This window comes from Roseovarius sp. JB2-10 (assembly GCF_055693585.1).
The window spans coordinates 1,378,892-1,403,362 of sequence record NZ_CM146337.1 but is presented as its reverse complement, the minus strand read 5'-3'; the positions used below and the strand labels follow the sequence as shown (position 1 = coordinate 1,403,362).

Sequence of the window (24,471 nt, the reverse complement as noted above, 5' to 3'; positions counted from 1 at the left end):
CATGGGCATCGTCACCTGTGTGGGTCTTGGCCCCGGCAATCCTGATCTGATGAGCCTGCGCGCCCACCGCCTTGTATCCGAGGCACGTCACGTGGCCTTTTTCCGCAAGAAAGGCCGCGAGGGCCAGGCCCGAAAGATCGTCAACGGCATGTTGGCCACGGATGTCGTTGAACACGCGATGGAATACCCGGTCACTACCGAAATTCCGCTGGATGACCCCGAATACAACCGCCTTTTGTCCAATTTCTACGAAGACTGGGCCAACCGGCTGGCCGATTTGGCCAAGACCGAAGATGTCATCGTGCTGTGCGAAGGTGATCCGTTTTTCTTTGGCTCCTTCATGCATTTGCACAGCCGCCTGCGTGACCGCGTGCAGGTGGATGTGGTGCCGGGTATTACCGGCATGTCAGGCTGTTGGACTGCGACAGACCTGCCGATCACCTGGGGCGATGACGTACTGACCGTGGCCATGGCCACCTTGCCCGAAGAAGAATTGACTGCGCGTGCCAAGAATACCGACGCACTTGTGGTCATGAAAATCGGCCGCAATATCGACAAGCTACGCCGTGCGCTAACTGCCGCAGGCCGATTGGACGATGCCTGGCTGGTGGAAGAAGGCACCATGCCGGGGCAAACCGTGCAACGCCTGATCGACGCGCCCGACAAGGTGCCCTATTTCTCAATCGCGCTTGTTCACGGGCACGGACGCCGCCCATGACGGGGTGGGTCATCATAGCGGGGCTTGGGCCGGGCGATGAGGCGCTGATCACGCCAGATGTCAGCGCGGCATTGGCTGAAGCTACTGATATCGTGGGATATATTCCGTATGTCCGCCGTGTCACCCCGCGCCCGGGCCTGACCCTGCATGAAAGCGATAACCGCGTTGAGGTCGAGCGCGCTACCCATGCGCTCGAAATGGCCGCTGAGGGCAAACGCGTTGTTGTGGTCTCATCGGGTGATCCAGGCGTCTTTGCCATGGCAAGTGCGGTTTTCGAGGCGCTTGAGGCCGGACCGAAAGACTGGCTTGACCTCGAAATCCGCGTCTTGCCCGGTATCACCGCCATGCTGGCCGCTGCGGCGCGCCTTGGGGCACCCCTTGGGCATGATTTCTGCGCCATCAACCTGTCGGACAATCTCAAACCCTGGTCTCTGATCGAACATCGCCTGCGGCTCGCGGCTCAAGCCGGTTTTGCCATGGCTTTCTACAATCCGCGCTCCGGGTCGCGCCCACACCAGTTTGGCGAAGCGCTTGCGATCCTGCGAGAGGAATGCGGCCCGCAAACGCTGATTTCCTTTGCCCGAAATGTATCGAAGGACGACGAAACCCTGCGCACCGTGACTCTGTCTGAAGCTACGCCCGACATGGCCGACATGCGCACGGTTGTTATCGTTGGCAACGCCGATACCCGCCGCGTTGGGTCACATGTCTACACCCCGAGGCGCGTGGAATGACCCAGCCAGCCCAACACATCCTCAAGCTCTGCAAAGACGGTACGGTCGGGCACTGCAGGCCGGTCAATCATGATGACCGGGATGCCCAGTTGCCGCGCGGCTTCCAGCTTGGCCTCCGCCCCCGAACCGCCGGAGTTTTTGGCGACGATCAACTGAATGCGATGGGCCTGCATCAATGCAAGATCATCCGCCACATCAAACGGCCCACGCGCAATCACGACCTCGGCACTCTCAAAGGGCAGCCGGTCATCAGGCGGATCGACCAGTCGCACCAGGTAGTGATGCTGCGACCGGTCTGCAAAAGCCGCGAGGTTCTGCTTGCCGATGGCCAGAAACACCCGCGTCGCGTCGTTGGGCAGTGCGGTGACGGCACCCGCAATATCCGCCACATGCTGCCAACTGTCACGCGATCCGGCGCGCCACGCGGGACGCTCAAACGCGCAGAGCGGAATGCCCGCCGCACCGCAGGCCGCAACCGCATTCCGGCTCATCTGCGCGGCGAAGGGATGCGTGGCATCCACAACCTTTTCGATCTGTTCAGCCGAAAGATACCAAGCCAACCCGTCGACACCGCCGAAGCCACCCACGCGCGTCGGCAAGGGCTGTGCCACGGGTGTTTTGGTGCGCCCCGCGTAGGAAAAGACGGCATCCGCTCCCTGTTCCGCCAGAGCACGGGCCAGTTTCGAGGCTTCGCTGGTCCCGCCCAGAATGAGGGTGCGTGGCATGGCTGATCCCTGGTTGACCATCATCGGTTTGGGTGAAGATGGCCCGGCGGGCCTGACAGATGCAAGCCGCGAAACACTGGCGCAGGCAGAAATCATCTTTGGTGGTCCACGCCATCTGGATCTGGTGAATGCAGGTGCGAAAGCGCGCGAGTGGCCAATTCCGTTTTCGGTCGATCCGGTTCTGGCGTTGCGCGGGCAAAAGGTGGCGGTCTTGGCCTCGGGCGATCCGTTCTGGTACGGCGCTGGCGGTTCGCTGGCGGCACATTTGTCGCCCGATGAATGGCGTGCTTTGCCCGGGCCATCTGTTTTCAGCCTCGCGGCCGCGCGCATGGGCTGGCGGCTCGAAGAGACGTTATGCATAGGTCTGCACGCGGCCCCGTTCGACCGCCTGATGCCCGTTATCGCACCCGCCCAGAATATCATCTGCACGCTGCGCGACGGCGACAGCCCGGCGCAATTGGCGGAGTGGCTGTGTCAGGCGGGGTTTAGCGCGACAGACATCACCGTGTGTGAAGCTCTGGGCGGTCCGCGTGAAAAAATCCGAACAGCACCCGCAGAGGCCTTTGATCTCACTGAAATTGCGGCACCTGTTGCCGCCGCTCTTACACTCAAGGGGGGCAAAGGGCTTTCCCGCGCCTCTGGTCTGGACGATGCGCTGTTTGCGCAGGACGGACAGATCACCAAGCGTCCGATGCGCGCCCTGACGCTCTCGGCACTGGCGCCCCATGCGGGCGAGCATCTGTGGGATATCGGGGCCGGATCCGGCTCAATCTCTGTCGAATGGGCACTCAGCGCACCGGGATGCACGGCCACGGCCATTGAACCCCGGAATGATCGGTTGGAAATGGTCCGCGAAAACACAGCGCGCTTCGGCCTCGCGCATAGGATCACCATCGTCGAAGGAAGGGCACCGGACGCTTTGGCAAACCTGCCAGATCCCGATGCCGTGTTCATTGGCGGTGGCGCGAACGCGGCCCTTCTGACCGCGCTTTGGGAGAGGCTTGCCCCCGGCACGCGGGTCGTGGCCAATGCGGTGACGCTTGAGAGCCAAACCCTGCTCAGCCAATGGCACGCGGACAAGGGCGGCGATCTATGGCGTGTTGATCTGGCGCAGGCAGAACCCTTGGGCCGGATGCGCGGATGGAAGGCATCACGCGCGCAACTCCAATGGAGCGTTTCCAGATGATCGTGGCCGGGATCGGGTATCGCGCAGCGGCGACGCTGGCTGATTTACAAGAGGCGCTGGCGCTGACCGGCGTCGGGCCTGACGCGTTGGCCAGTATCGACACCAAAGCGCAGGGCATCCAAATGACCGAACTGGCGAGAGACTTGAATCTGCCAGTCATCGCCTTGGCGCCGGATGACATTCGCGACACCATCACCCCCACGCAATCCGATCGAATCCATGCCCGCTTTGGCACCGGATGTCTGAGCGAGGCTGCGGCCCTGATAGGCGCACGAGATCACAACGCGCAATCCCGCCTTCTGGTCACCCGGGTTCAAACAGAAAACGGCATGGCCACCGCCGCCATCGCGGAAAGGATAACCCCATGACGGTGCATTTCATCGGCGCGGGTCCCGGCGCCGAAGACCTGATCACGCTGCGCGGGCGCGACCTGATCGCATCGTGCCCGGTCTGCCTCTATGCTGGATCGCTGGTCCCTGAGGCACTGTTGACCCACTGCCCCAAGGATGCCCACATCGTCAACACAGCGCCACTGTCACTGGATGAGATCATGACAGAAATTCAGGCCGCCCATGCGGCAGGACACGACATTGCGCGCTTGCATTCGGGCGATCTGTCGGTCTGGTCTGCGATGGGCGAACAGTTGCGTCGACTGCGGGCGCTGGACATCCCCTATGACGTGACCCCGGGTGTTCCGGCCTTTGCCGCCGCCGCCGCCGCGCTTGGTGCAGAACTGACCCTGCCCGGCGTTGCGCAATCCCTGATCCTGACCCGAACCTCCGGTCGCGCCTCGACCATGCCCGATAACGAAACCCTCGAAAACTTTGCGGCAACCGGTGCCACGCTTGCGATCCACTTATCGGTGCATGTGCTGGAAGATGTGGTGGCGCGGCTGTCTCCCCTCTACGGCACGGATTGCCCGGTGGCCGTGGTCTGGCGCGCCACCTGGCACGATCAACGCATCGTTCGGGCCACGTTGGACACTGTGATTGACGCAACCGAAGGTGAACGCGGACGCACCGCACTGATCATGGTGGGTCGCGCACTCGCTTCTGACGATTTCGACGAAAGCTGCCTCTATGCCGGTGACTATGACCGCCGCTTTCGACCTGTGGGCACTGACCCGCGTTTTCCGGAGACACAAGAATGACCCTGCCCCCTGGATTGATGATTTCCGCCCCGGCCTCTGGCACCGGCAAAACCACGTTGATGCTGGGACTGCTGCGTGCCTTTGCAAAACGTGGCGTCACCGTGCAGCCCTTCAAAAGCGGGCCGGATTACATTGACCCGGCCTTTCATCTGGCCGCATCCGGTCGGCCATCTTACAACCTCGATAGCTGGTCCATGACCCCCGATCTGCTCGGGCATCTTGTTGGTGCGGCTTCCGGCGCTGATCTGGCCCTTGCCGAAGGTTCTATGGGGCTCTTTGACGGCGTGGCTGTGCCCGGTGAAACCGGTAGCGGTGCCAGCGCGGACATTTCTGCCATGGCCGGGTGGCCCGTCATCCTGATCCTCGATGTGTCCGGGCAAGCGCAATCTGCAGCCGCGACAGCACTCGGGTTCGCCAGTATGCGACCCGATGTGCCCCTTGCCGGTGTGGTGCTGAACCGCGTGGCAAGCCCCCGCCACGAAACGCTCTTGCGCGCCGGCATGGAGCAGGTGGGCGTACGTGTTCTGGGCGCGCTGCCCCGTCGTGGTGCTGTCGAACTGCCCGAGCGACATCTGGGCCTTATTCAGGCGGAAGAGCAGCCGGAATTGCAGGCGCTTTTGGACGAAGCGGGCGCGTTTATCAGTGAAAACCTGGATCTTGATGCCTTGTTGCAAGCGGCAGGTGAGACGCGGCTTGGCCAAGGTCAAAAACAGCAATCACAACCGCCCGGACAACGTGTTGCACTGGCGCGCGATGCAGCATTTTCCTTTGTTTATCCGCACCTTCTGGACAGTTGGCGCACAGCTGGCGCGGAAATCCTGCCGTTTTCACCCCTAGCGGATGAAGCGCCGGATGACAGCGCAGATATCTGCTGGTTGCCCGGTGGATATCCTGAATTGCATGCCGGAAAACTGGCCGCCGCGGCGCATTTCCGTTCAAGCCTTCGAGACTTCGCCGCAACCCGACCTGTGCACGGCGAATGCGGTGGCTACATGGCGATGGGTGCTGGTTTGGTCGACAAAGACGGTGTTCGCCATGAAATGGCTGGTTTGCTGGGCCTTGAGACGTCCTATGAGAAGCGGAAAATGCATTTGGGCTATCGTCAGGCCACGTTGCACGCGCCGATGCTCGGACATGAAAAGGGCGCGCGGTTGCGGGGGCACGAATTTCACTATTCGACCATACTTGCACAACCGGATACGCCGCTTGCATTGGTGTCGGACTCCAACGGCTTGGAAGTCCCGGAAACAGGTTCGTGCCGGGGCAACGCAACCGGCACTTTCTTTCACATGATCGCCCGCGCCACATGAGCGGATTCGTCTCTTTCGTCTCCTCGGGTCCTGGCGATCCGGAGTTGCTGACGGTCAAAGCCGTCAAACGGTTGGAAGAGGCCGATGCGGTACTTTTTGACGATCTCTCCTCCGGGCCTATCCTGTCACACGCGCGCGACGACGCCGATTTGATCGGCGTAGGCAAACGCGCCGGACGCAACTCGCCCAAACAGGAACATGTCAGTCGCTTGTTGGTGGATCATGCCACCGCTGGATTACATATCGTACGTCTCAAATCCGGGGATGCAGGTGTGTTCGGGCGACTGGAGGAAGAAATTGTAGCCCTACGACAAGCGGGCATCGCGTTCGAAATTATCCCGGGTGTCACATCGGCATCTGCGGCGGCGGCGGCGGCGGCCATCCCTTTAACGCGCCGTTTGACAGCCCGTCGCTTGCAATTCGTGACGGGTCACGACGTGACCGGCCAATTGCCTGACGGCTTGAACATGGCTGCTCTGGCTGACCCGCTGGCCACAACGGTCGTTTATATGGGGCGGCGCACATTCACACAAATGGCCAAACTGTTGATCGAGGCCGGATTGCCACCGAATACACCCGCGCTCTTGGCCGAAGCCGTTACAACCCCTGAACAGGTGTTGAGCCGACACACAATTGCCAGTCTGTCGGAGACACTGACTGAAGCGTCGGGAACCGCCCCTGCCCTTATTTTATATGGCCCACTTGCCGATGAGCAGGATTGACAGCACTGTCTGTCGTATGAGACGCAAGCGGTGACGGTCCCGATCAAGCGCCAAGCGCTCGGGGTAAAAGGGAACACGGTGCGGTGTAGCCAAAAGGCGCCAAATCCGTGACTGCCCCCGCAACTGTAAACGGCGAGCAGACCGCAATGCCACTGAACCAATGGTTTGGGAAGGCGCGGCACGCATCGACCCGTGAAGTCAGGAGACCTGCCGTCGCGGGGCACGCCCCAACACAACCCGCCCCAAAGAGGGCTAAATCGTCATTTCATGGCCGTCGGGGAAGACGGCAAGGAGATCAAAACATGCATATTGAACCCGGTATCGTCGTCGGCGCCAAACTCGCGCTGTCCTATGCAACTGCCGCAGGCGCGGTCGGCGTCAGCGCAAAACTGGCGTGGGACGCGCTGCGCGACAGCAGCGCGCTGTCATTTGTGGGACGGATTGCAATCGCCAGCGCACTCACATTCGTTTTCTTCCAGGTACTGCCGCACTATCCCGTGGGCGTCAGTGAGGTACACTTTATTCTCGGCTCCACGCTGTTCTTGCTGTTGGGCGCTGCGCCCGCGGCCTTTGGACTGGCTCTTGGCCTGCTGGCACAAGGTGTGTTTTTCGCCCCGGCGGATTTGCCTCAGTATTTCATCAATGTGACGACACTGTTGGTGCCTCTATTCGCCGTGCAGGCATTGGCAAAACGTCTGATCGCCCCTGACACAGCCTATGTGGATCTGACATACGGACAAACCTTGGCGCTTTCGACCGCGTATCAAGGTGGTGTTGTAGCATGGGTGGCCTTCTGGGCACTTTATGGGCAGGGTTTTGGTGCCGAAACTCTCGCATCCGTCGGCGCGTTTGGCGGGGCTTACATGCTGGTTGTTCTGATTGAACCATTGGTCGACCTTGCCATTCTAGCCGGTGCGAAATCCGCGCGTGATTTGACAAAGAGCGGTCTCTTCAATCAGCGCCTGCATCAACCGGGTTAACCCCGTACACGAAGACGTGGCCTTGCGGTGTGCGGGGTCACGACTTGAATTTTGAGGTCTCGATGATTGCGCTTTCACTGATCGGTATCGGAACAGGCAACCCGCAGCATGTGACCCTTCAGGCGATTGATGCGTTGAATGCATGTGACGTCATTCTCATTCCACACAAAGGCGCACAAAAGGATGACCTTGCCGAGGCAAGGCGCCAAATCTGCGCGCAGGTTCTCAAACCCGATGGTCCTGTCATCCGCGAGTTTGATTTGCCGGTGCGCGATGCGAAAAACCCCGATTACCATGCCGGCGTGCATGATTGGCATGATGCGATTGCCTCGGTTTGGGCTGCCGAACTGATTGCTGGTTTGCCCAACGGTGGGCGCGCTGGATTTTTGGTCTGGGGCGATCCATCGCTCTATGACAGTACGTTGCGCATCGTCGACCGGTTGCGTTCGCAGATTTCGATCACTTTGAATGTGGTGCCGGGCATCACGTCCATTCAGGCGATGACAGCAAGCCATGCGATCCCATTGAACACAATCGGCGCGCCGGTCACAATCTCAACCGGTCGCCAATTGCGCGACAATGGGTGGCCTGCAGATACGGAAACACTGGTGGTCATGCTTGACGGCGGATGTGCCTTTCAAACGCTTGCGCCCGACGCCTTTTACATCTGGTGGACGGCCTATGCGGGTATGCCGCAGGAAATTTCCCTTGCCGGTCCAATTGCCGACGTGATGGAAGAAATCATGGAAACCCGTGCAGCGGCGCAAAAGCGTCATGGATGGATCATGGATATCTACATGCTACGGCGCAAAACGTAGAGGGTGAGCCTTGGGGTTCAGTATTCGCCAAGTCGTTGGACACAAGCGCGTTAGTGCGAGTAATGCCCGCATCGATGGCAAAACACGTCGGTATCAAGACGCGATTGAATCGCCAGCATTCGCATTTTTGAGCATGGCATGTTTCAGCGCGATGTTTGGCTCTTTGGGGCGGCCATACAAGAACCCCTGCCCAAAGAATGCACCCATTCCGCGCACAATTTCTGCTTGCGCCTCTGTCTCAATCCCCTCAACCACGACAGCAAATTCAAGGTTGCGCGCGATCTCCAATACCGGGCCCAACAACAGGCGCGCCTTGTCGGAGGTTTCAAGCTGCACCACCAAGGAACGATCTATCTTTAGCTCATCCGCATTTGTCGCACGCAGATAGGCAAGAGAAGAGAAGCCGGTGCCAAAATCATCAATCGAGATCTTGCAACCGATGCTTCTGAGCCGCGAAATGACCCTGCTGGCTTGGGTCCAATCCCGCATTTCCATGGTTTCCGTAATCTCCAACGTGAGTAATTCGGGCCTAAGGCCCGACGTCCAAAGTGCGTCCTGAACCCATTCGACAACCCGCAGAGACGTGAAGTGAAGTGCTGACAGGTTGATACTGACCGAAAAATCCGACCCGTGACCGGCGTTCCAGTCAGCAATGACCGCTGTGGCATGACGCAAAACGTAGTGGTCGATATCAACCACCAGCCCGCTTTCTTCTGCGATCAGGATAAAATCATCGGGCGGCACCAATTCTGGGCCACGCCGCCAGCGCACCAACGCTTCGAACCCAAAAACAGAGCAATCCGACAGGACCACCTTGGGCTGCAGATGAACTTCCAGGTCACCATTTTCGATTGCGAGCGGCAGTTCATCAAGCATCGCGCGTCGCTGTTGGAAGCGTTCTTCCAAGTCTTGATCGTAGAATGTGTAACAGCGCCGCCCTGCCGATTTGGACGCATATAATGCAAAATCAGTCACACGGGACAGCATATCCAATGACACGGTCATCTGCATGCCAACCTGAGTGGTTGTTGCCAGCCCTATACTGAGGCCAATATCCACGGCCTCGCCATCATGAAAAAACGTCTCACTGGTTTCGGCAAGTATGCTCTTGCAAAGCTGCGTTGATCTTTCGCTCCCATCCCCCGGGATCACGACCGCAAACTCATCGCCCCCCAAGCGCGCGGCAAAACCGCCGAAACCGTGTGACACCTTGTCCAGAATACTGGCAGTGTGGCCCAAAACAGCGTCACCGGCCGCATGGCCGTATGTGTCGTTGATCAGTTTGAAATCATCCAGATCGATGTAGAGAAGCGCCAGCGTTTCACCCTCATCCAGCATGCTTTGCAGGCGGTCCTGAAACTGCGTTCTGTTCGGCAAGTTTGTCAGAGGGTCATAAAACGCCAAAAATTCGACGCGCTTTTCAGCCACTTCACGGGCGCGCCTTCCCAGAACCTCACGACGGAGTAAAAGCAGGGCAACGCAGCCCACAAGCGCAAGACTGATGCTACTGCCCAGAACAACCCTTTGTTGTTTACGCACGGCGCGGGACTGGGCTTCAAGAATGCGGTCAGCCTTACGGCGCATATCATCGAGAAAGAGCACCAACTTGCTGCGGGCATCTGCGGATGCGGCCAGCAGCGTCAGAACCAACCGGCCATTGTCTGGAAAGCCATTTGCAATCGCACGATCCGCAATCTCGGTAATCCGTTCAAGGGCAGCGACGGCAACATCGCCCGACGCCATCGTGGAATGCATGTTCATTTTGTGCCGAAAGGTTTCAGTCCGCACATACAAAACATCCGTTGCATCGCGAAACTCTTTTTCCAGAATGCTACTCATCCCGCCCAACGCAACGGCCCGTTGCGACACCAATACAAGGCGCTGAATATCACTCATCGCGACATAGCCGTTTCGCGCATCGCTGTCTTTGAAGGTAGAGTGGTTTTTCTCTAACTGAGTAACAACAGACTGAACGTGGAAACCTGCGCCAAAACAGACCAGAACAAGAAATCCGAAAACGGCAAAAATACCGCCACGCGACGCCACCGCATCCAAGATGCGATTAAGCCTGCCCGCATGTTTCTCGCCCCGGATCATTCCAAATCTCAGCTCTGCGGCTCAATCCGTGCGGCCATCCAGACATAGATAGATTCCTCCGCCACATCAGAGGCGTTGAATGCGTCCATATCAAACACAAACTGGATCGGCCCGCGGGCGCGCCTGCTATGTGCTTGCCCGTTCACACGGGTGGCGACAAGAATTTCCAACTCTTCCCAAACCTGACGCTCAATCACGACGGAGAAATCGTTTTCGGCCGTAACAAGGATCGCGTTAGTCGCGTCCAATCCTGTGGCACGCAACAAATCAGCCAGCAGAACGCCTGAAAACTCGGCCGCCTCTTCGCGCCACGGCGTGGTTGTCGTCAAGCTGTATGTGGGCATCGTTTCTTCGAGTTCCGCCGGATCAAAGGAAACCTGCGAACCATCGGATGCCACAATCACCAATTGCGCCTCGTTATGCGTGATTGGCGGTAATTCAACCGCTGTGATCGGGTCGGCAATGGCAGCCTGGCACCCTAGGAAAACTGCTGAAATGAACGCTAAAATCTTGGGCTGCATAGCCTACCTCATACCTTTTACACTCACGTAAATTCGTACCCGGCAAGGCTTTAATGTGTGCTTTACGCAGCCGCTTATCCGCGCTGTTTAAGCAGGAAATAACTCTTCAATTTGACTGAAGGTATAAGGAACTGTCTCGATGAGACGCCCCTAAACGGTTGTAACGTTCATACATTTTGCAGGTTCATCAGCCTGATACGGCCGCCCTTTGGAACGCGGAAATTAACAACCTTTGTACGTCCGATGTGCCACCCAAGGTGATTGTGCCTGACATGTCGCGAACCATCCTTTCGGTTTCACCGACCAGGTAACCGGACCCGCCCCTTATGCGTTGGGCATCCAACGCGTTGCTGAGCAAGTTTTCAGCGACCGAAAGTTTGACCAAAGGTGCCGACATCCTGTTTTCGGTACCCTGATCGGCTTCGCGTGCTGCGTTTTCGATCATCAGTCGGGCCGTTTCATATCGCAGCTGCATATCGGCCAACCGGTTGGCCACTGTTTGGTGGTTGATGATGGGTGTTCCATTGGGCGCACGGGAACGGGCAAAGGCAATGGTCTCATCCAATTGACGCTTCATAGCGCCCAGATGGCTGGTGAATATGAACCGGCGCTCCCACGCGATGGACCGGGTGAAAATCGCGTGACCTGCGCCCTCCTTATTGATCAGTGCATCTGCGGGGATATGCACGTCTTCGAACGCGATCCGCCCGGCTGGTACTGTGCGGTGACCGGCCTTTTCGAATGGCGCGCTGCACGAAATGCCCGGTGTTTTCATGTCCACCAAGAAGGCCGACATTCCCCAATGTCCGTGGTCCGGATTGGTGATGGCAAAGACCTGCGCCACATGCGCCGCGGGGGCCATACCGATCCATACTTTTTCGCCATTGAGAATGTAGCCGTCTTTGGTTTTCTCGGCTGTTGCACGAATGCCGGTGACGTCCGAGCCACTATTTTCTTCGGTTACCGCATGGGCGCAAATCAGAGACCCATCGGCCATGCCGGGTAGAAAACGTGCCTTTTGTTCGGCGCTGCCAAATTCAAGAACCGACATCTGCATCGCCCAGAGTTGGCCATTCAGCGCAAGCAGCATGCCGTTATCGCAACACCCTTCGCCCAAAGCATGAAGCGCCTTGACCGCATCCATCATGGGCCGCGCCTGACCGCCATATTCGGTCGGTAACACCAACCGAAGCACATCCGCTTCCGCCGCTGCCTGCCACAGGGGCAACCAATCTTCGATGTCTTTGGCGCCCCGCTTGTCTCGTCCTTCGACGTCGCGGCTCAGGACATCGCGGCCCAAAGCAAGGTATCGCCCCATCAAGTCTTCAAGCGGTTCCGTCATTAGGGTTTCTCCTGTTAACCGGCGGCCTGAAGCGCGTTCAGATACTGCATGATCGTATTCACAGTCGAAAAATTGTCGATCGTGATGTCCTGATCTGGGATTTTCTTGCCCAACTGTTTTTCCAGATGCGCGACAAGAGACATGACGCCCAACAGAATCCAAACGCCCCGACAACAGCAGATCTTCATCTGCGGCAACGGCCTGCCCATCGAGCAACCGCTCGGAAATAAAACCCTGGACGATATTTTCACTTACGGCAGTCACTTTACATCCTCCAGCAACGCTCTTCTGTTGATCTTTCCGGTACTTGTCTTGGCGAATTTCTGGCGGATGTCGATCTGATCCGGCACCGCATACCGCGGCAGCTTGGTTGTCACGTGCGCCAGAACATCCTTGGCCGTGATCCGGGCGCCTTCGACCAGCGTCGCAAACCCGTGGATACTCAGACCATCCGGGGAAACCACTGCTGCGGCCTCAGACACGTCAGCGTGCGATGCCATCGCCATCTCGACCTCGTCCAACTCGATCCGATAGCCTCGGATCTTGATCTGTCGATCTTCGCGGCCCATGAACACCCAGAGGCCCTGTTCGTCTTTCTCAACACGGTCGCCGGTGCGGTAGTATCTCATGCCATCCTGTTCAACAAAAACCGTTTCATCCAGATCAGGGCGATTCCAATAGCCGCGCATCATGGAAGGTGCAGCCACCAACAATTCCCCGTCTTCATGCCGCAAGAACCTCGCATGAGACATGGTTTCACCAATCGGAATAGCGCAATCTGCAGGATGATCGACCGGCACCGTGTATTCAGAGACCTGATTGACCTCCGCAGGCCCGTAGGAGTTGGAAATGGCGGCATCAAATGTCGCGCGCAGAACCGGCAGGCTTGAGGGCGGCATCGGTTCCCCACCATAGATCAACCATCTGAGCCGCGATAGATCACGCGCCTCCGTCGCGCCACGTTCGCAAAGCTGAATGAAGGTATAGGGCACGGAACTCCAAATCGTTCCGCCGCTCGTTTCCAACAGCTCCGCGAGGCTGGCAGGGAACATCAAGACCTGCTCTGGTACCAGCTCGGTCACTGCGCCCCGCATGGCAGGCGTCAGGAAATCCGCAAGAGAGAAGTCAAAGTGCAGAGGGACGGTGGAGAAAAAAACATCTTCTGGCGTCAGTTCGTAATGCGCCATCCACGCCATGGCGAAACCCAAGCCCGAACCATGGGTGTGGCAAATGCCCTTGGGCGTGCCGGTCGAGCCTGACGTGAAAATGATATATGCCAAATCATCCGATGTGTTCGCCACGGGCAGCAGCGGTTTGGGGTCATCCACACCATTGCCGTCAGACCCAAATGCGCCATCAACCCCAATGACCCGAACGGGCGTTGACGCCGATAGTGCCTCCAGCAAACCCTTGTTCCGGTCGGCGCCGACCACGATGGAAATGTCGCAATCCTTTATGATCCACGTCAGTCGATCCACCGGTGCCGAAGGGTCAAGCGGGACAAAAGCAGCGCCAGCCAGCCAGATGCCATAAATGGCCACGGGCATTTCCAACCCTTTGGTCATTGCGATGGCGACGCGGTCCCCCTTTTGTACACCCTGCGCCACAAGATGCGTCGCAAGGACCTGCGTCTTCTGCCACAGTGCGGTGTAGCAGAGCTCCTCACCGCGGAAGCGGAATGCCACCCGATCAGGATACGCACGCGCCGCTTCCGCCAAGGGGCTATCCAGCGATAGATAGCTCACAATTGGATGCCTGTGATGGTTTTGACGGTTCCACGCACGTTGAACTCAAATTCTGTTGTGCGCTCCAGGAACCATATGCCCGCAACCAACACCAAAATCGCGGTGCCCACACGGAAGGCCATGAAGGGATAAAGCGCCCAACGCCGCACCATCCAGAGAAGCGGGAATGCCACCAGAACAATGGCCAATTGCCCAATTTCAACTCCTATGTTGAAGGCCGCAATACCTACCACCTTGCGGCTTGGATCAAGCGCAAGTGGTTCCAGAACGTTGGCAAACCCAAATCCGTGGAAAAGACCAAAGACGAACACGATCCACAACATGTGGCGGTGCACGCTCGGGAACATGTTCATCACCGCGACAGCAATGATCGAGGCTGCGATAATTGCCTCAACCAGTGCCACGGGCATCTGCAAGATACCGAGCCCCGCGAGGGTCAAGGTCACCGAGTGGCTGAGCGTGAAAACCGTGACGATTTTTGCAACGTTCCAGAAGGAACTGCGGAACGCTTCTTCGGGCACCCATTTGCGACTTTGCGCCATCATGACCGATGGCAAGAGCAACGTCACAAGAAAGACCACGTGGTCGAACCCAAGCCAGATATGCCAAATGCCGTGAATGACGAAATCCACAAAAACATTCAGCCAGGGTTCTCCAACCAGTGACAGCATCTTGGGGTCATCACCCGGGGTAAAGGTCAGCGAGACATACGATTCATTTTCTTCGATACCGACGCGGGTGTTGCTGCCGATCAGGATCAGGCCAGCGTGGTTTGAATCGATTTCCGTGAGTGGATCATATTTGATCGAAATCTCTTCCGGTACCGAGGTAAGACCCAGAACATTGAATCCAATTTGCCCGAATACACCAATCCATCCCGCATCCAGAGTTTCCACCGAACCCGCTTCCAACTGCAGATTTTGACCCTCATGGGTGACCGACAGGCGCTCTGAGAGATACGAGAAAATCCGGTCTTTTTCCGCGATGAATTCCGCTTCTTCAACGGTTCCATTGCCATTCGCGTCTATGCCCAGAACCGCATCGAGGTCTTTTAGCGTGACTTCGAAGCGGCCCGACAGTGAATCGTCGGTCACATCGAAATAGACATAGCTTTCGTTCGAACGATGCGCCATGGACGGCGATGCCAAGAAAAACGAGAGGATCGCCGTAAAGAGAAATCGGTAAATCAAGGTAAGGTTCATATCTAAAACTTTCCTTTGGTACAGTGATTTAGCGGCAGTTTTGCCGCGTTGATGGGGGTGTTTCATATTTCGCCGGTTCGGCAGCAAAGACGTGTCACAGTGGTTCATTTCAAAACCCTCCGCTTTTTGCTGATCCGCCCGGTGGTCATGCCCAACTTGGACCGGACGCGACGTTTGAGAGCGCGGGCTATGCCGTGCGGCGTAAACATGACCGACACCATCGTGGCAGCGTCGGACGAGCCTGCGTTTTGTGCGCGGCGGGCCAACCGATACGCTTTGAGCATCCGCCCTTTTTCCAGATTGATCCGGGCCAGCGCCAACAGGCTTTCTGTATCTGTGGCATCCAGCGCCAAAGCCGATGCAAACTCGCGCTCGGCTGCTGCCAAGTCATTTTGACGAAAACGGAGTGCTCCGATTTCACGCATGATTTCAGACGTTCTTGCCTTGATCTGATCGGTCGCCTGATCGGGAATGCGGTTGCCGGATATTCCGTCGCGCCGCAACGTCGTGCGCGTCAGATCGGACAGATCCGCAGCCTGTTTCAACCACGCCTTTGCCGCGTCATCTATTCGAGCATCCATCTGCTCCGGCTGTTCAGGCAGCGCATCGGTTTGTTCTGAAACCGTACATAGTGCGGTAAATTTCGGGCAGCCTATTTTGGAAAACCGCGCAATGCCTTCTTCGACCATGTCGATTTCCAATCGGTAGGATCCAGGGCGTGTCGGCGTCTGCAGTTTCAGGCGCGCTGTGGCGCTTGCGCCCGGTCCAACAGGTTGGTCAAGTGCCGCATGAACCGGCGCCATCGTGTCTTCGGTGCTGTCAACGGCGCACCAATCCGCGCGCACACGCAAACCGCTTTCAGTCGTCGGGTGCCATGTCCACGCACCGTCATTCTGAAAATTCACATCAAGGTCAAATACTTGACCGATCCCCAAATGCCCCGGCACATCCACAGCGCCCCATGACACGGCCTGACCCTTGCGCGGCAACGCAACACCTGCCGCTTGATGTGCCCGCTCAAGGCATTCGTTCAGCGCAACAGACAAACCCATCGCAAAAGGGGGTACAAAAACCTTGCCATAATCCCCGGGAATAATCTGAAACTGGTGTGAGCCGTAGCGGCGTGACCAGATCAGTTCAGGCTGTTCGAATTCCAGATAGGGATTGAGAAAACTGTCTTTGGTGAAGATGATATCGACATGGCCGGGGTATCTGACGGGGGTGTTTTTTCGATCACGATCACCGTTGCCACATGTCGCCCCAGTGCGGTGAGCAACGCGGCCAGGTGCATCGCAATCGTTGCACCCTGGCAATACCCTCCCAGCATGATCGGTTGATCGCCGGCAAGTTCGATGATCTCAGGCAAGTAGCTGATCGCGGCGCGGCGCATATTGGCTTCGTACGCGTCTTCACCCGTCATCGGCACCACCGCATTTGCGGCCCGGATGCCATAAAGCGGCTGATCTTTCCCCAGATATTCCGCCATTTGAATGAACGAAAATTCAGTCAGAAAGCAGAAAAACAGCGGTGGCTTTGATCCTTGTGCATTCAGCACGCGGATTTTGGAACCCTCGCGGGCGGCAGGTGCACTCCAGTTCGACGTCAGAGTAGTGAGTTTACGTTCTTCTTCTGCGTCCAGACCCGCCAGCACACTGGGCACCGCACCAGAACTGGGTGCGATTGGGCCCTCATCCGTATCGGCATCACGCCGAATTTTTTCGATCAGCACCGCCTGCTCTGCCACGGTGGTCAGACGGCCCAGACTGGCAAGTGGCAGGCGCAGGTCGAAAGTTTGCTCGATTTCATTCACCAGTCGCATGACCAACAGGGAATGCCCCCCAAGATCATGGAAATCGTCATGCACGCCCACTTCGCGGTCGAGCCACAAGACCTGGCGCCAAAGCTCGGACAGAACAGACTCTGTTGGTGTGGATGCTTTTACAAATTCCCCACCTCGGACCGGTTCCTGCGGGTCAGGTAATGCGTTGCGGTCAACCTTGCCATTGGGTGTGCGTGGCAGGTCAGCGATCTGCACAAATTGTGCGGGCACCATGAAATCCGGCAGGGCGCACCTGCAAAAACCTGTCAGCACATCGGGGCTGAGAGCGCCGTCCTCTTTGGAAACGACATAGGCCACCAATCGCGCCGCCATGCCCGCCCCTTTGGCTGCAACCACAGCATCGCGGATATCTGGCCTGCCAGTCAAAAGCGCTTCGATCTCCGAAAGCTCCACCCGGTACCCGCGCAGTTTGATCTGTTCATCAACGCGGCCGACATACTCCAACTGCCCATCTGATCGCCGCCGCACCAGATCACCGGTGCGATATACTTTCTGGCCGGGAACAACCGGGTCATCCACAAAGCGCGCTTGTGTCTCTTCCGGCAGGTCGAAGTACCCCTGAGCCACACAAGGACCGCCCACCAGCAACTCGGCGCTGACCCCATCTGGGACAGGGCGACCTTCCGTATCACGCAGGTAAAGATGCCCGCCCGGGATGGCGCCGCCAATTGGCACGGTTCCATCAGCGGTGACATCGGTAAGGCGTGCCGCAGCGCACCAAACGGTGGCCTCCGTAGGTCCATATTCATTCACCAGGTCTGCCTGCAGCCCGTGCACAGCATGCATATTGACCAAGTCCGGCGTGACTTCTTCACCGGCAACGATAATCGTCCGGAGTGATGTCAGGGCATCTGCACATGTCTCCAGAAGAAGACGGTAGAGCGAAGGAAGGCACAGGAAATGCGTGATCTCGTTGTCCTGAATGATATCCTTCAGGGCCCCCACGTCGCGGGCTTCATCGTGATCCGCAACGAAAAGCGTCCCGCCTGCGCAAAGTGTCCAGTAGAGCCCGACGACCGAGCTGTCGAAAGCGTGTGACGACAACAGCAAGTACCGCTCCGGCGTGCTGTCATACCAACTGAAACGCGCCGCCGTTGAAGCACTCAGATTGGCATGCGACACCACAACACCCTTGGGTGCCCCGGTTGAGCCGGAGGTGAACATCACATAGGCAATATCAGCCTCATCGATCTCCGGCAGAAGTTCATCGGTGCCTCTACGGGAAGACGCTTCATCCAACTCTATCAGGTGCTTGGATTGCCCCGCCAACCGTCCGAAATGATCACGCTTGGTCACGATGGCCGAAAGTTGAGCGGTCTCAATCATCCGTTCCAGACGGGTTTCCGGGAAGGCGGCATCGAACGGTACATAGGCAGCACCCGCCAACAAAACCCCAAGCATGGCCAAAGGCACGTCACCGGAGCGATCCAGATACACACCAACCCGATCACCACGCCCCAAACCCTGAGACCGCAAGTGATGCGCAAGGTTCTGGGCGCGGTTCCACAACTCGGCAAATGTCAGGGTCTGCCCTTGGGCCACGATCGCGGGTTTGTCAGGCTGCGACACGGCCTGCTTTTTGATGCTGTCAAGGATGCCCGCGAAAGCCGGTAAAGGTGTTTGGCACGTCATGCCCTGAATGGCTTGGGCTTCTGCTTCGGGCGACATGATCGGCACGCTGCCGGGTGGTGCGCCCATCGCGTCATGGGCGGCCTTTAGTGCATTTTCGAAGGCTGAGATGACATGCTCGGCCGCTTCAGCTCCGTAGACCCCCGGATCATAGATGACCCGCAGGCCGATGCGATCGCCGGGCAGTACGACCACAGCCAAGGGGAAATTGCTTTTGAACTGGATCGTGGGGGATTGAAACAGCGTATCCCCGGCTTGGTCCAGACGCGCCATGGCATCCTGTTTGATCGACAGGATTGTATCGATCATCGGGCTGTCTTGCGGCAGTTTCAGAATGTCCTGCAGACGCGACAAGGCAATGCTGCTGCGCGGCTGCGCGTCTTGGACTGTCTCGTGACTCGCGGTGATCAATGCAGCCAGATTTTCGAAGCGGTTGATTTCAACCCGAGCTGGCATGGTTGTCACAAAGTTTCCGATTGCCCGGTCGGCATCCTGCAAATCAGAAGGGCGTTGTGTGGCCGCAATGCCAAAGGCAAGATCAGGTTCGCCCGTCAGGCGATGCAACACCTCCGACCAGACACCCGTTGCCACGGCTGCAAGGGTTACACGATGCTGCGTCGCAGCCTCTCGCAACGCATCCGACGCTGATTTGTCCAAAACACGGTTGATCTCACCGTGCAGGGTATCGACCGGCGCTGCGCTGGCGCTTCGGTCTAACTGGAGCCGAGTAGGATTGGAGAACCCTGCAAATATATTGCGCCAGAAGGCTTCGTCGTCATCCGCATCACGGGCCGCAATCCAATCCGCAAAGCTTCCGATGGCGAAGCTGCTCTCATCCGCCGGCACCTGACCCGCCATGAGCAGATGATAGGTATCCTGTACCTCCTCGAGCACCAACGCCTGCGACCAGTCATCGATCAAAGCGTGGTGGCACACCCAGAGAAAACACTGTTTGCCCGATGCAAGCTTGCCCAGGATAAACCGCATGGTTGGGGCGGTCGAAAGATCAATGCCATCTTGACGCAGTTTTTCAACAAACCCACGCTCAAGCGCGCCATCCAATTCGGGCAAGGGTTCGTCAATGACCTCCCACACGATGGTGCACTCCGATCGAACGACTTGCAGCGGATCATCGACGCCATGCCAGACAAACAGACTGCGTAACGCGTCGTGACGTGCCACCACATGCGCCCAGGCCTGCTTGAATTTGACCAGATCAACGTCGTCCGGAAGCACACAGTCCAGAACGCCAACATACACACCTGTGCCGGGCTCCGCTTCGGAATGATAAAGCATACCTTGCTGCGAGGCATTCAGTACGAATGCATCATCGACACCTTCAAGGTTCAGAGTGCTGTCATCCATCGGACTTCTTCCCAAACAGCGCCTCAAGGCGGGCCTTGTTGCGACCGCTCAGTGCGGGCCGTCTTGCTTCATTTGCCGGGGCTGTGACCTTTGGATTTTGGGTACGCGCGTCGATTTCCTGTGCAACGCGCGCAACACTTTGGTGTTGAAAGATGTCTTGCGGCGTGACGAACAATCCGGCTTTGACGCATTGCGTCGCAATCTGGATCGCACCAAGCGAGTCGCCGCCCACATCGTAGAAATTACAATCGGCGCTGATCGACGGTTTTGCCAGAACGCGCCGCCAGATTTCGACCAGCCTGCTTTCCAAGTCTGACATTGCCCGATCGGTTGGCGCGGCCGAGACATCAACGACATCTTGCGCCACGTCTGGCGACGGCAGGGCATTTTTGTCGATTTTGCCATTTGCCGTCAGAGGAATGTCATCCATCTGACACAGGTGCTTTGGTACCATTTCGCGCGGCAAGACACCCAGCAATTTGCGGCGTATGTCAGCAGCCCCGACATCCGATCGCGCCGTGTAGTAGAGCACAAGTTGCGGCCCGGCGACCGCACCCTGTTCGACCGGCTCGTCAAAGCCAATTTGCGCAAGGATTTCGTCGACGCGCGCGGCATCGATCTCATCATCCAACTCGTCGACAGCTTCATCGCGAGTTTTGTGGCCCAGACGCACATCCCAGCTATAGGGCAGTGCGTAATTGTGATGACCACGTCTGATCTTATGCACCTGGATACCGACGTCGTTGATCAGACAGTTCGTGGATCGGCCAGTATCCATCGGGCGCGACCATCCGACCGCCCCTTCCAAGTGCTGGTACACCTCGCTGACGGACACATCGCAATACCGGTAGAAATCGACAAAGGAGATGTCCTTCAGAACATCGCCCTGATCGAATAAATCCCCATTCAGTGCACGCGACGCGGCATCGGGAAACTGGTGATAGCTGCGGCGCGCGGCCAACACCATATCGTCGACGCGGGCGCGGGCATCGGCCGGGTCGTCAAAAAGCTCCGGGGCAAGGCGCGTCTCGAAGAGTTGCCCGCGCGACAGGCCCGTCACAACGGTCGGCGCGCCAACTTCCTTGGCCAGATGTAGCGAGAGTGTGTAGATGGTTTTGAAGCAGCCATTGCAGACATTGGCATGACGTTTGAGACTATCAACAAAAATCTCGTTCATCGCGGGCGTGCTGACAAAGCGATGATCAATGCCCAGCCGTTGAGTGATGATTTCGATGTTCCTTTTGGCCTCATCCGAAATGAAACCATTGTCCAATGTCGCGGCAAGCACACGGCTGGTGATGTTCGATAGTTTGCTGAGCGCATATGTGCTGTCCTTGCCGCCGGATAGCAGCATCACACAGTCATAGGGACCGGTGCGATCCTTTGCGCGGCTGGCCAGAATATGGCGGAGCTCATCAAGATCACCGAAGTAAGCATCGACCTTGGTGCGGACGTCTTCGAAATCGGCGCATGTCTTGCACAGATCGTCACCCACAAATGTAATGTTGGGCAATGATCGCGGCACCCCGCACGTCTTGCACAACATCCGACCGGCAATCTCCGGATCAAAGAGCTGGACCGTGCAATGCTCAACCCCGTCGATGTCTTGCACTGCAGCTTCGATTTCAGCAGGCTCGATCCGAACACCGCTGATCTTGAGCTGATCATCCGCTCTGCCATGGTAGAGCACCGTCCCGTCTGGCCGAACCGTTGCAATATCGCCGCTGCGGTACATTTTCCCGGCGGCAAACGGGTTATTGATGAAAACGCGTTCTGTTTCATCGGGCCGGTTGAGGTACCCTTCCGCAAGTCTGTCAGGCCCGGCAATGTAGAGATCACCTTCCACGTTGTCAGCGACCGGCGACAGGCCGTGATCCAGCACATAGATCGACGTGTCCACTGCCGGGCGTCCTATCGGCACGTTCAAGGCGGTGTCTTGGGCAGGATCAAACCTGTGTACCATGCAGCCCACGGTGGCTTCGGTTGGCCCGTATTCGTTATATATCTGCACATGCGCGCCCAGTTTTGCCTCGGCCTTTGCACACAGCTCCACGGGCAATGCTTCACCACCCAATACAAGAGATCGGATGTTGCCCGGAGCCAATGGCATTTCTACCACCAGCCGCAAATGGGCGGGGGTCAGCTTGACAACATCAACAGAATTGTCCCGGAAAACGTCCAGTACAGACAAATGTCCGGCGGCCCCCTGCTCGCGGTAGATCGCAATCGTGCCACCGCTGACCAATGGCGCAAAAATCGATGTGAGTGTCAGATCAAAACCAATTGCGGAGTGTAACGCCCATGTCGCCGGATCCGGACCGGCAAACGTGACCTGCGCCCATTGCGCGTATCGGGCAAGTGCAGACCTGCCGACCACAACGCCTTTGGGCACACCAGTGGAGCCCGACGTGAACATCACATAGGCCGGATGGTTTGTCGGATCTGCAGAAGGTGCAGCGCCCGCTTTTGGAGCAACTTCCGAAACGTCTAGGGTCGCTTCTTCCGCCATAGGGTCATCAGCGACGTCAGCCTCAAAAAGCACAAGGCTCAGATCCGCCTGTTCCTTGATCTTTGCGCGACGGGCCGCTGTCTGCGATGGGTCAAGCAAGACAAAACTGCAGCCCAGTTTCAAGACGCCCAAGACACTGGCAACCAAATCCACAGATCTGGTCATCTGGACACCGATCCGATCGCCCGGCTGGATGCCCTCGGCCGCCAACGCCGTAGCAATCGCGTCCATCCGCGTTGCCAATTCCGCGCGTGATACGTCCCGCGCGCCGTCGCGAATGGCGATCTGAGAACCATCACGGCGCAGGTGGTTTTCAAAGGCTACTATTACATCCTCAGGTGCGGTTGGGGTTTCATCGGGATGTGAATTGACCAACGCCGTTGCGGCATCCGTGGGTGCACCCAGTGAAACCCGGTCAATTGCCTGTTCCGGATCATCCAGAAACGCATCCATGATCGTCAGCAGATGTCGTTCCGCGGCTGCCCTTTGGTAGGCATCAAACACAGACGTGTTGAATGCGAGGGCCAGTGTTATGCCAGCCTCTTCGGACAGTTCCATTACGTTGAGCCTGAAGGCATGGCGCTGATCGATAAATCCGGTGTTCACCCAACTGACAGTGACCGGCGTGCCCATCCAATCCTCGAACCGGGGCGGCATGATGTTGATCACCGTATTGAACTGCGTCAAACCCCGCGGCGCGCTTGTGCCCGGCGTTGCCCGGCGCAAAAGGGACAGGGATTTTTCAACAACATGCTTGTGGGCGGTCTTGAAAGAAATCCCCTCCGGCAGTTCCAGATGCATCGGGAAAAGTTCGATAAAACATCCAACGGTTTGTCGCGCAGCGGGGCCTGAACGGCCATGACCAACAACGCCAATCGGTATCTGTTTTTCGCCCGACACGCGGTGCATCCACGCGGCCAAAACGGTTGTAAAGAAGTTGAAAACCGCTTGCTGACGGCTCAGCGCATTGAAGCCAGGCGATGAGAGCAACGTGTTAAGGCGCTCCAGGCGCGCCGGGTCCAAGTAAACGGATTGCACATCCGCGGCCGCATCCGTTCCATTGATGGTACGTCCGTAAAGGCGAGGATGCGGCACAGGTGTCTGAGAAGCGTGTTTCCAATGGGCCGCATTGTCCGCGTTAACTCTGCCAGCTTCTCTGCGCACGTGGTCAACATAGGGCGGCAAATCACCCAGATCGTCGCCGGCATAAGCGCGTGCCATGGCCTGAAAGACCAAGCTGCCAGAACTTGCGTCCGTTACGATGTGATGCTGGTTCAGGTACCAAATCCAGTGATCATCCGCGACACGGATCAGCGCACTGTGCAGGGTGGCTTGCGCAAGATCAAAGGGCCGTTTAACCGCGCTTTCAATCCACCGCGACGCGTCGGCATCGGAGGAGAGCAGTATCGTTTCGTGGCGTCCTGCTATTTTGCCGGTATCCACCAGCAAGGGCTCCCCATCTGCTCCAAGCTGAACGATTAGACGCAGCCCATCGCATTGTGCTGCAACGGTTTCGAACGCCGTTTCAAACTTTTGAGGATCAATGCGTTGGCGCAGATCGAACCGCCATGCCGTATTGTAGATGGGGACACTAGGGTCAATTTGATTGCCCGCCCAAATCATCCGTTGGGCGTGTGAAACCGCTACAGGTTCCCCGGCGTTTCTCTGGTGATCAAAACCCATCACCTATGCCATACTCCCCCTTCACGCTCGCCCGCGCATGCGTGAGACAGCACAACCACAGCACCTGTCGGTTCTGGTCCTATAATACCAAAATCACCCACCACACTGCGCGTCGCTTTTTCGACTGATTTTTCTACAACGCGCCATGTGTGGGCTACCACCGGGTTAAACAACATACCTTTAAGCTCTCACGAA

19 protein-coding genes and 1 riboswitch are annotated in these 24,471 nt (G+C 57.7%); of the genes, 9 read left to right on the top strand and 10 right to left on the bottom strand.

All coding sequences use genetic code 11. The features are described 5' to 3' along the window. The first annotated feature begins 1 nt into the window (after position 1). The gene (gene cobI, locus ACZ1HJ_RS06985) at positions 2-718 is read left to right on the top strand and encodes a precorrin-2 C(20)-methyltransferase (protein WP_472721591.1); all 717 of its coding nucleotides are present in this window, start codon (positions 2-4) and stop codon (positions 716-718) included. Beyond that, positions 715-1,452 (top strand): precorrin-3B C(17)-methyltransferase, encoded by a 738-nt coding sequence (gene cobJ / locus ACZ1HJ_RS06980; RefSeq protein ID WP_472721590.1) that lies wholly within the window; start codon positions 715-717, stop codon positions 1,450-1,452. Before cobI ends, cobJ begins: the two co-directional genes overlap by 4 nt. Here the strand turns inward: cobJ and ACZ1HJ_RS06975 are convergent. Continuing rightward, complete coding sequence (locus tag ACZ1HJ_RS06975) at positions 1,428-2,177, bottom strand: cobalt-precorrin-6A reductase (protein WP_472721589.1); 750 nt, start codon at positions 2,175-2,177, stop codon at positions 1,428-1,430. The two genes, cobJ and ACZ1HJ_RS06975, sit on opposite strands and share 25 nt — an antisense overlap. On the opposite strand from ACZ1HJ_RS06975, the gene cbiE reads away from it, so the two are divergent. The 7 genes from cbiE to cobF all read left to right on the top strand — a co-directional run bounded on the left by cbiE (position 2,176) and on the right by cobF (position 8,343). Then, on the top strand, positions 2,176-3,363 hold the full coding sequence (gene cbiE, locus ACZ1HJ_RS06970) for a precorrin-6y C5,15-methyltransferase (decarboxylating) subunit CbiE (RefSeq protein ID WP_472721588.1): 1,188 nt from the start codon (positions 2,176-2,178) through the stop codon (positions 3,361-3,363). The two genes, ACZ1HJ_RS06975 and cbiE, sit on opposite strands and share 2 nt — an antisense overlap. Then, complete coding sequence (locus tag ACZ1HJ_RS06965) at positions 3,318-3,731, top strand: cobalamin biosynthesis protein (RefSeq protein WP_472721587.1); 414 nt, start codon at positions 3,318-3,320, stop codon at positions 3,729-3,731. Before cbiE ends, ACZ1HJ_RS06965 begins: the two co-directional genes overlap by 46 nt. Further along, a complete protein-coding gene (cobM, locus tag ACZ1HJ_RS06960) occupies positions 3,728-4,513 on the top strand; it encodes a precorrin-4 C(11)-methyltransferase (protein WP_472721586.1) in 786 nt (261 codons plus the stop codon). Before ACZ1HJ_RS06965 ends, cobM begins: the two co-directional genes overlap by 4 nt. After that, positions 4,510-5,823 carry a cobyrinate a,c-diamide synthase gene (locus ACZ1HJ_RS06955; protein ID WP_472721585.1) on the top strand — a complete coding sequence of 438 codons (1,314 nt, stop codon included), beginning with the start codon at positions 4,510-4,512 and terminating at the stop codon, positions 5,821-5,823. Before cobM ends, ACZ1HJ_RS06955 begins: the two co-directional genes overlap by 4 nt. Beyond that, positions 5,820-6,545 (top strand): uroporphyrinogen-III C-methyltransferase, encoded by a 726-nt coding sequence (cobA, locus tag ACZ1HJ_RS06950; protein WP_472721584.1) that lies wholly within the window; start codon positions 5,820-5,822, stop codon positions 6,543-6,545. The genes ACZ1HJ_RS06955 and cobA overlap by 4 nt, the downstream gene beginning before the upstream one ends. A gap of 17 nt (positions 6,546-6,562) precedes the next feature. Further along, positions 6,563-6,774: riboswitch (cobalamin riboswitch) on the top strand. Between the two features lie 73 nt (positions 6,775-6,847). After that, entirely contained in the window at positions 6,848-7,525 is a 678-nt protein-coding gene (locus tag ACZ1HJ_RS06945) for an energy-coupling factor ABC transporter permease (RefSeq protein ID WP_472721583.1), read from the top strand. 62 nt (positions 7,526-7,587) lie between these two features. Further along, positions 7,588-8,343, top strand: a complete 756-nt coding sequence (cobF, locus tag ACZ1HJ_RS06940) for a precorrin-6A synthase (deacetylating) (RefSeq protein ID WP_472722172.1) — start codon at positions 7,588-7,590, stop codon at positions 8,341-8,343. A gap of 93 nt (positions 8,344-8,436) precedes the next feature. Here cobF and ACZ1HJ_RS06935 read toward each other — a convergent pair whose 3' ends face one another. The 9 genes from ACZ1HJ_RS06935 to ACZ1HJ_RS06895 form a co-directional block, all read right to left on the bottom strand. After that, positions 8,437-10,440 carry a putative bifunctional diguanylate cyclase/phosphodiesterase gene (locus tag ACZ1HJ_RS06935; protein ID WP_472721582.1) on the bottom strand — a complete coding sequence of 668 codons (2,004 nt, stop codon included), beginning with the start codon at positions 10,438-10,440 and terminating at the stop codon, positions 8,437-8,439. 8 nt (positions 10,441-10,448) lie between these two features. Further along, the gene (locus tag ACZ1HJ_RS06930; protein ID WP_472721581.1) at positions 10,449-10,961 is read right to left on the bottom strand and encodes a hypothetical protein; all 513 of its coding nucleotides are present in this window, start codon (positions 10,959-10,961) and stop codon (positions 10,449-10,451) included. Between the two features lie 187 nt (positions 10,962-11,148). Continuing rightward, a complete protein-coding gene (locus ACZ1HJ_RS06925; protein ID WP_472721580.1) occupies positions 11,149-12,303 on the bottom strand; it encodes an acyl-CoA dehydrogenase family protein in 1,155 nt (384 codons plus the stop codon). A gap of 14 nt (positions 12,304-12,317) precedes the next feature. Continuing rightward, positions 12,318-12,446 (bottom strand): hypothetical protein, encoded by a 129-nt coding sequence (locus tag ACZ1HJ_RS06920; RefSeq protein ID WP_472721579.1) that lies wholly within the window; start codon positions 12,444-12,446, stop codon positions 12,318-12,320. Positions 12,447-12,563: 117 nt separating this feature from the next. Continuing rightward, the gene (locus ACZ1HJ_RS06915; protein WP_472721578.1) at positions 12,564-14,048 is read right to left on the bottom strand and encodes a class I adenylate-forming enzyme family protein; all 1,485 of its coding nucleotides are present in this window, start codon (positions 14,046-14,048) and stop codon (positions 12,564-12,566) included. Further along, positions 14,045-15,250, bottom strand: a complete 1,206-nt coding sequence (locus ACZ1HJ_RS06910; protein WP_472721577.1) for a HupE/UreJ family protein — start codon at positions 15,248-15,250, stop codon at positions 14,045-14,047. Before ACZ1HJ_RS06910 ends, ACZ1HJ_RS06915 begins: the two co-directional genes overlap by 4 nt. 104 nt (positions 15,251-15,354) lie before the next feature. Beyond that, positions 15,355-16,296, bottom strand: coding sequence for a tetratricopeptide repeat protein (locus ACZ1HJ_RS06905; RefSeq protein ID WP_472721576.1), 942 nt, complete (start codon positions 16,294-16,296; stop codon positions 15,355-15,357). Positions 16,297-16,382: 86 nt separating this feature from the next. Next, complete coding sequence (locus tag ACZ1HJ_RS06900) at positions 16,383-20,084, bottom strand: non-ribosomal peptide synthetase (RefSeq protein ID WP_472721575.1); 3,702 nt, start codon at positions 20,082-20,084, stop codon at positions 16,383-16,385. Beyond that, positions 20,077-24,276, bottom strand: coding sequence for an amino acid adenylation domain-containing protein (locus tag ACZ1HJ_RS06895; protein WP_472721574.1), 4,200 nt, complete (start codon positions 24,274-24,276; stop codon positions 20,077-20,079). Before ACZ1HJ_RS06895 ends, ACZ1HJ_RS06900 begins: the two co-directional genes overlap by 8 nt. Positions 24,277-24,471: the final 195 nt, after the last annotated feature.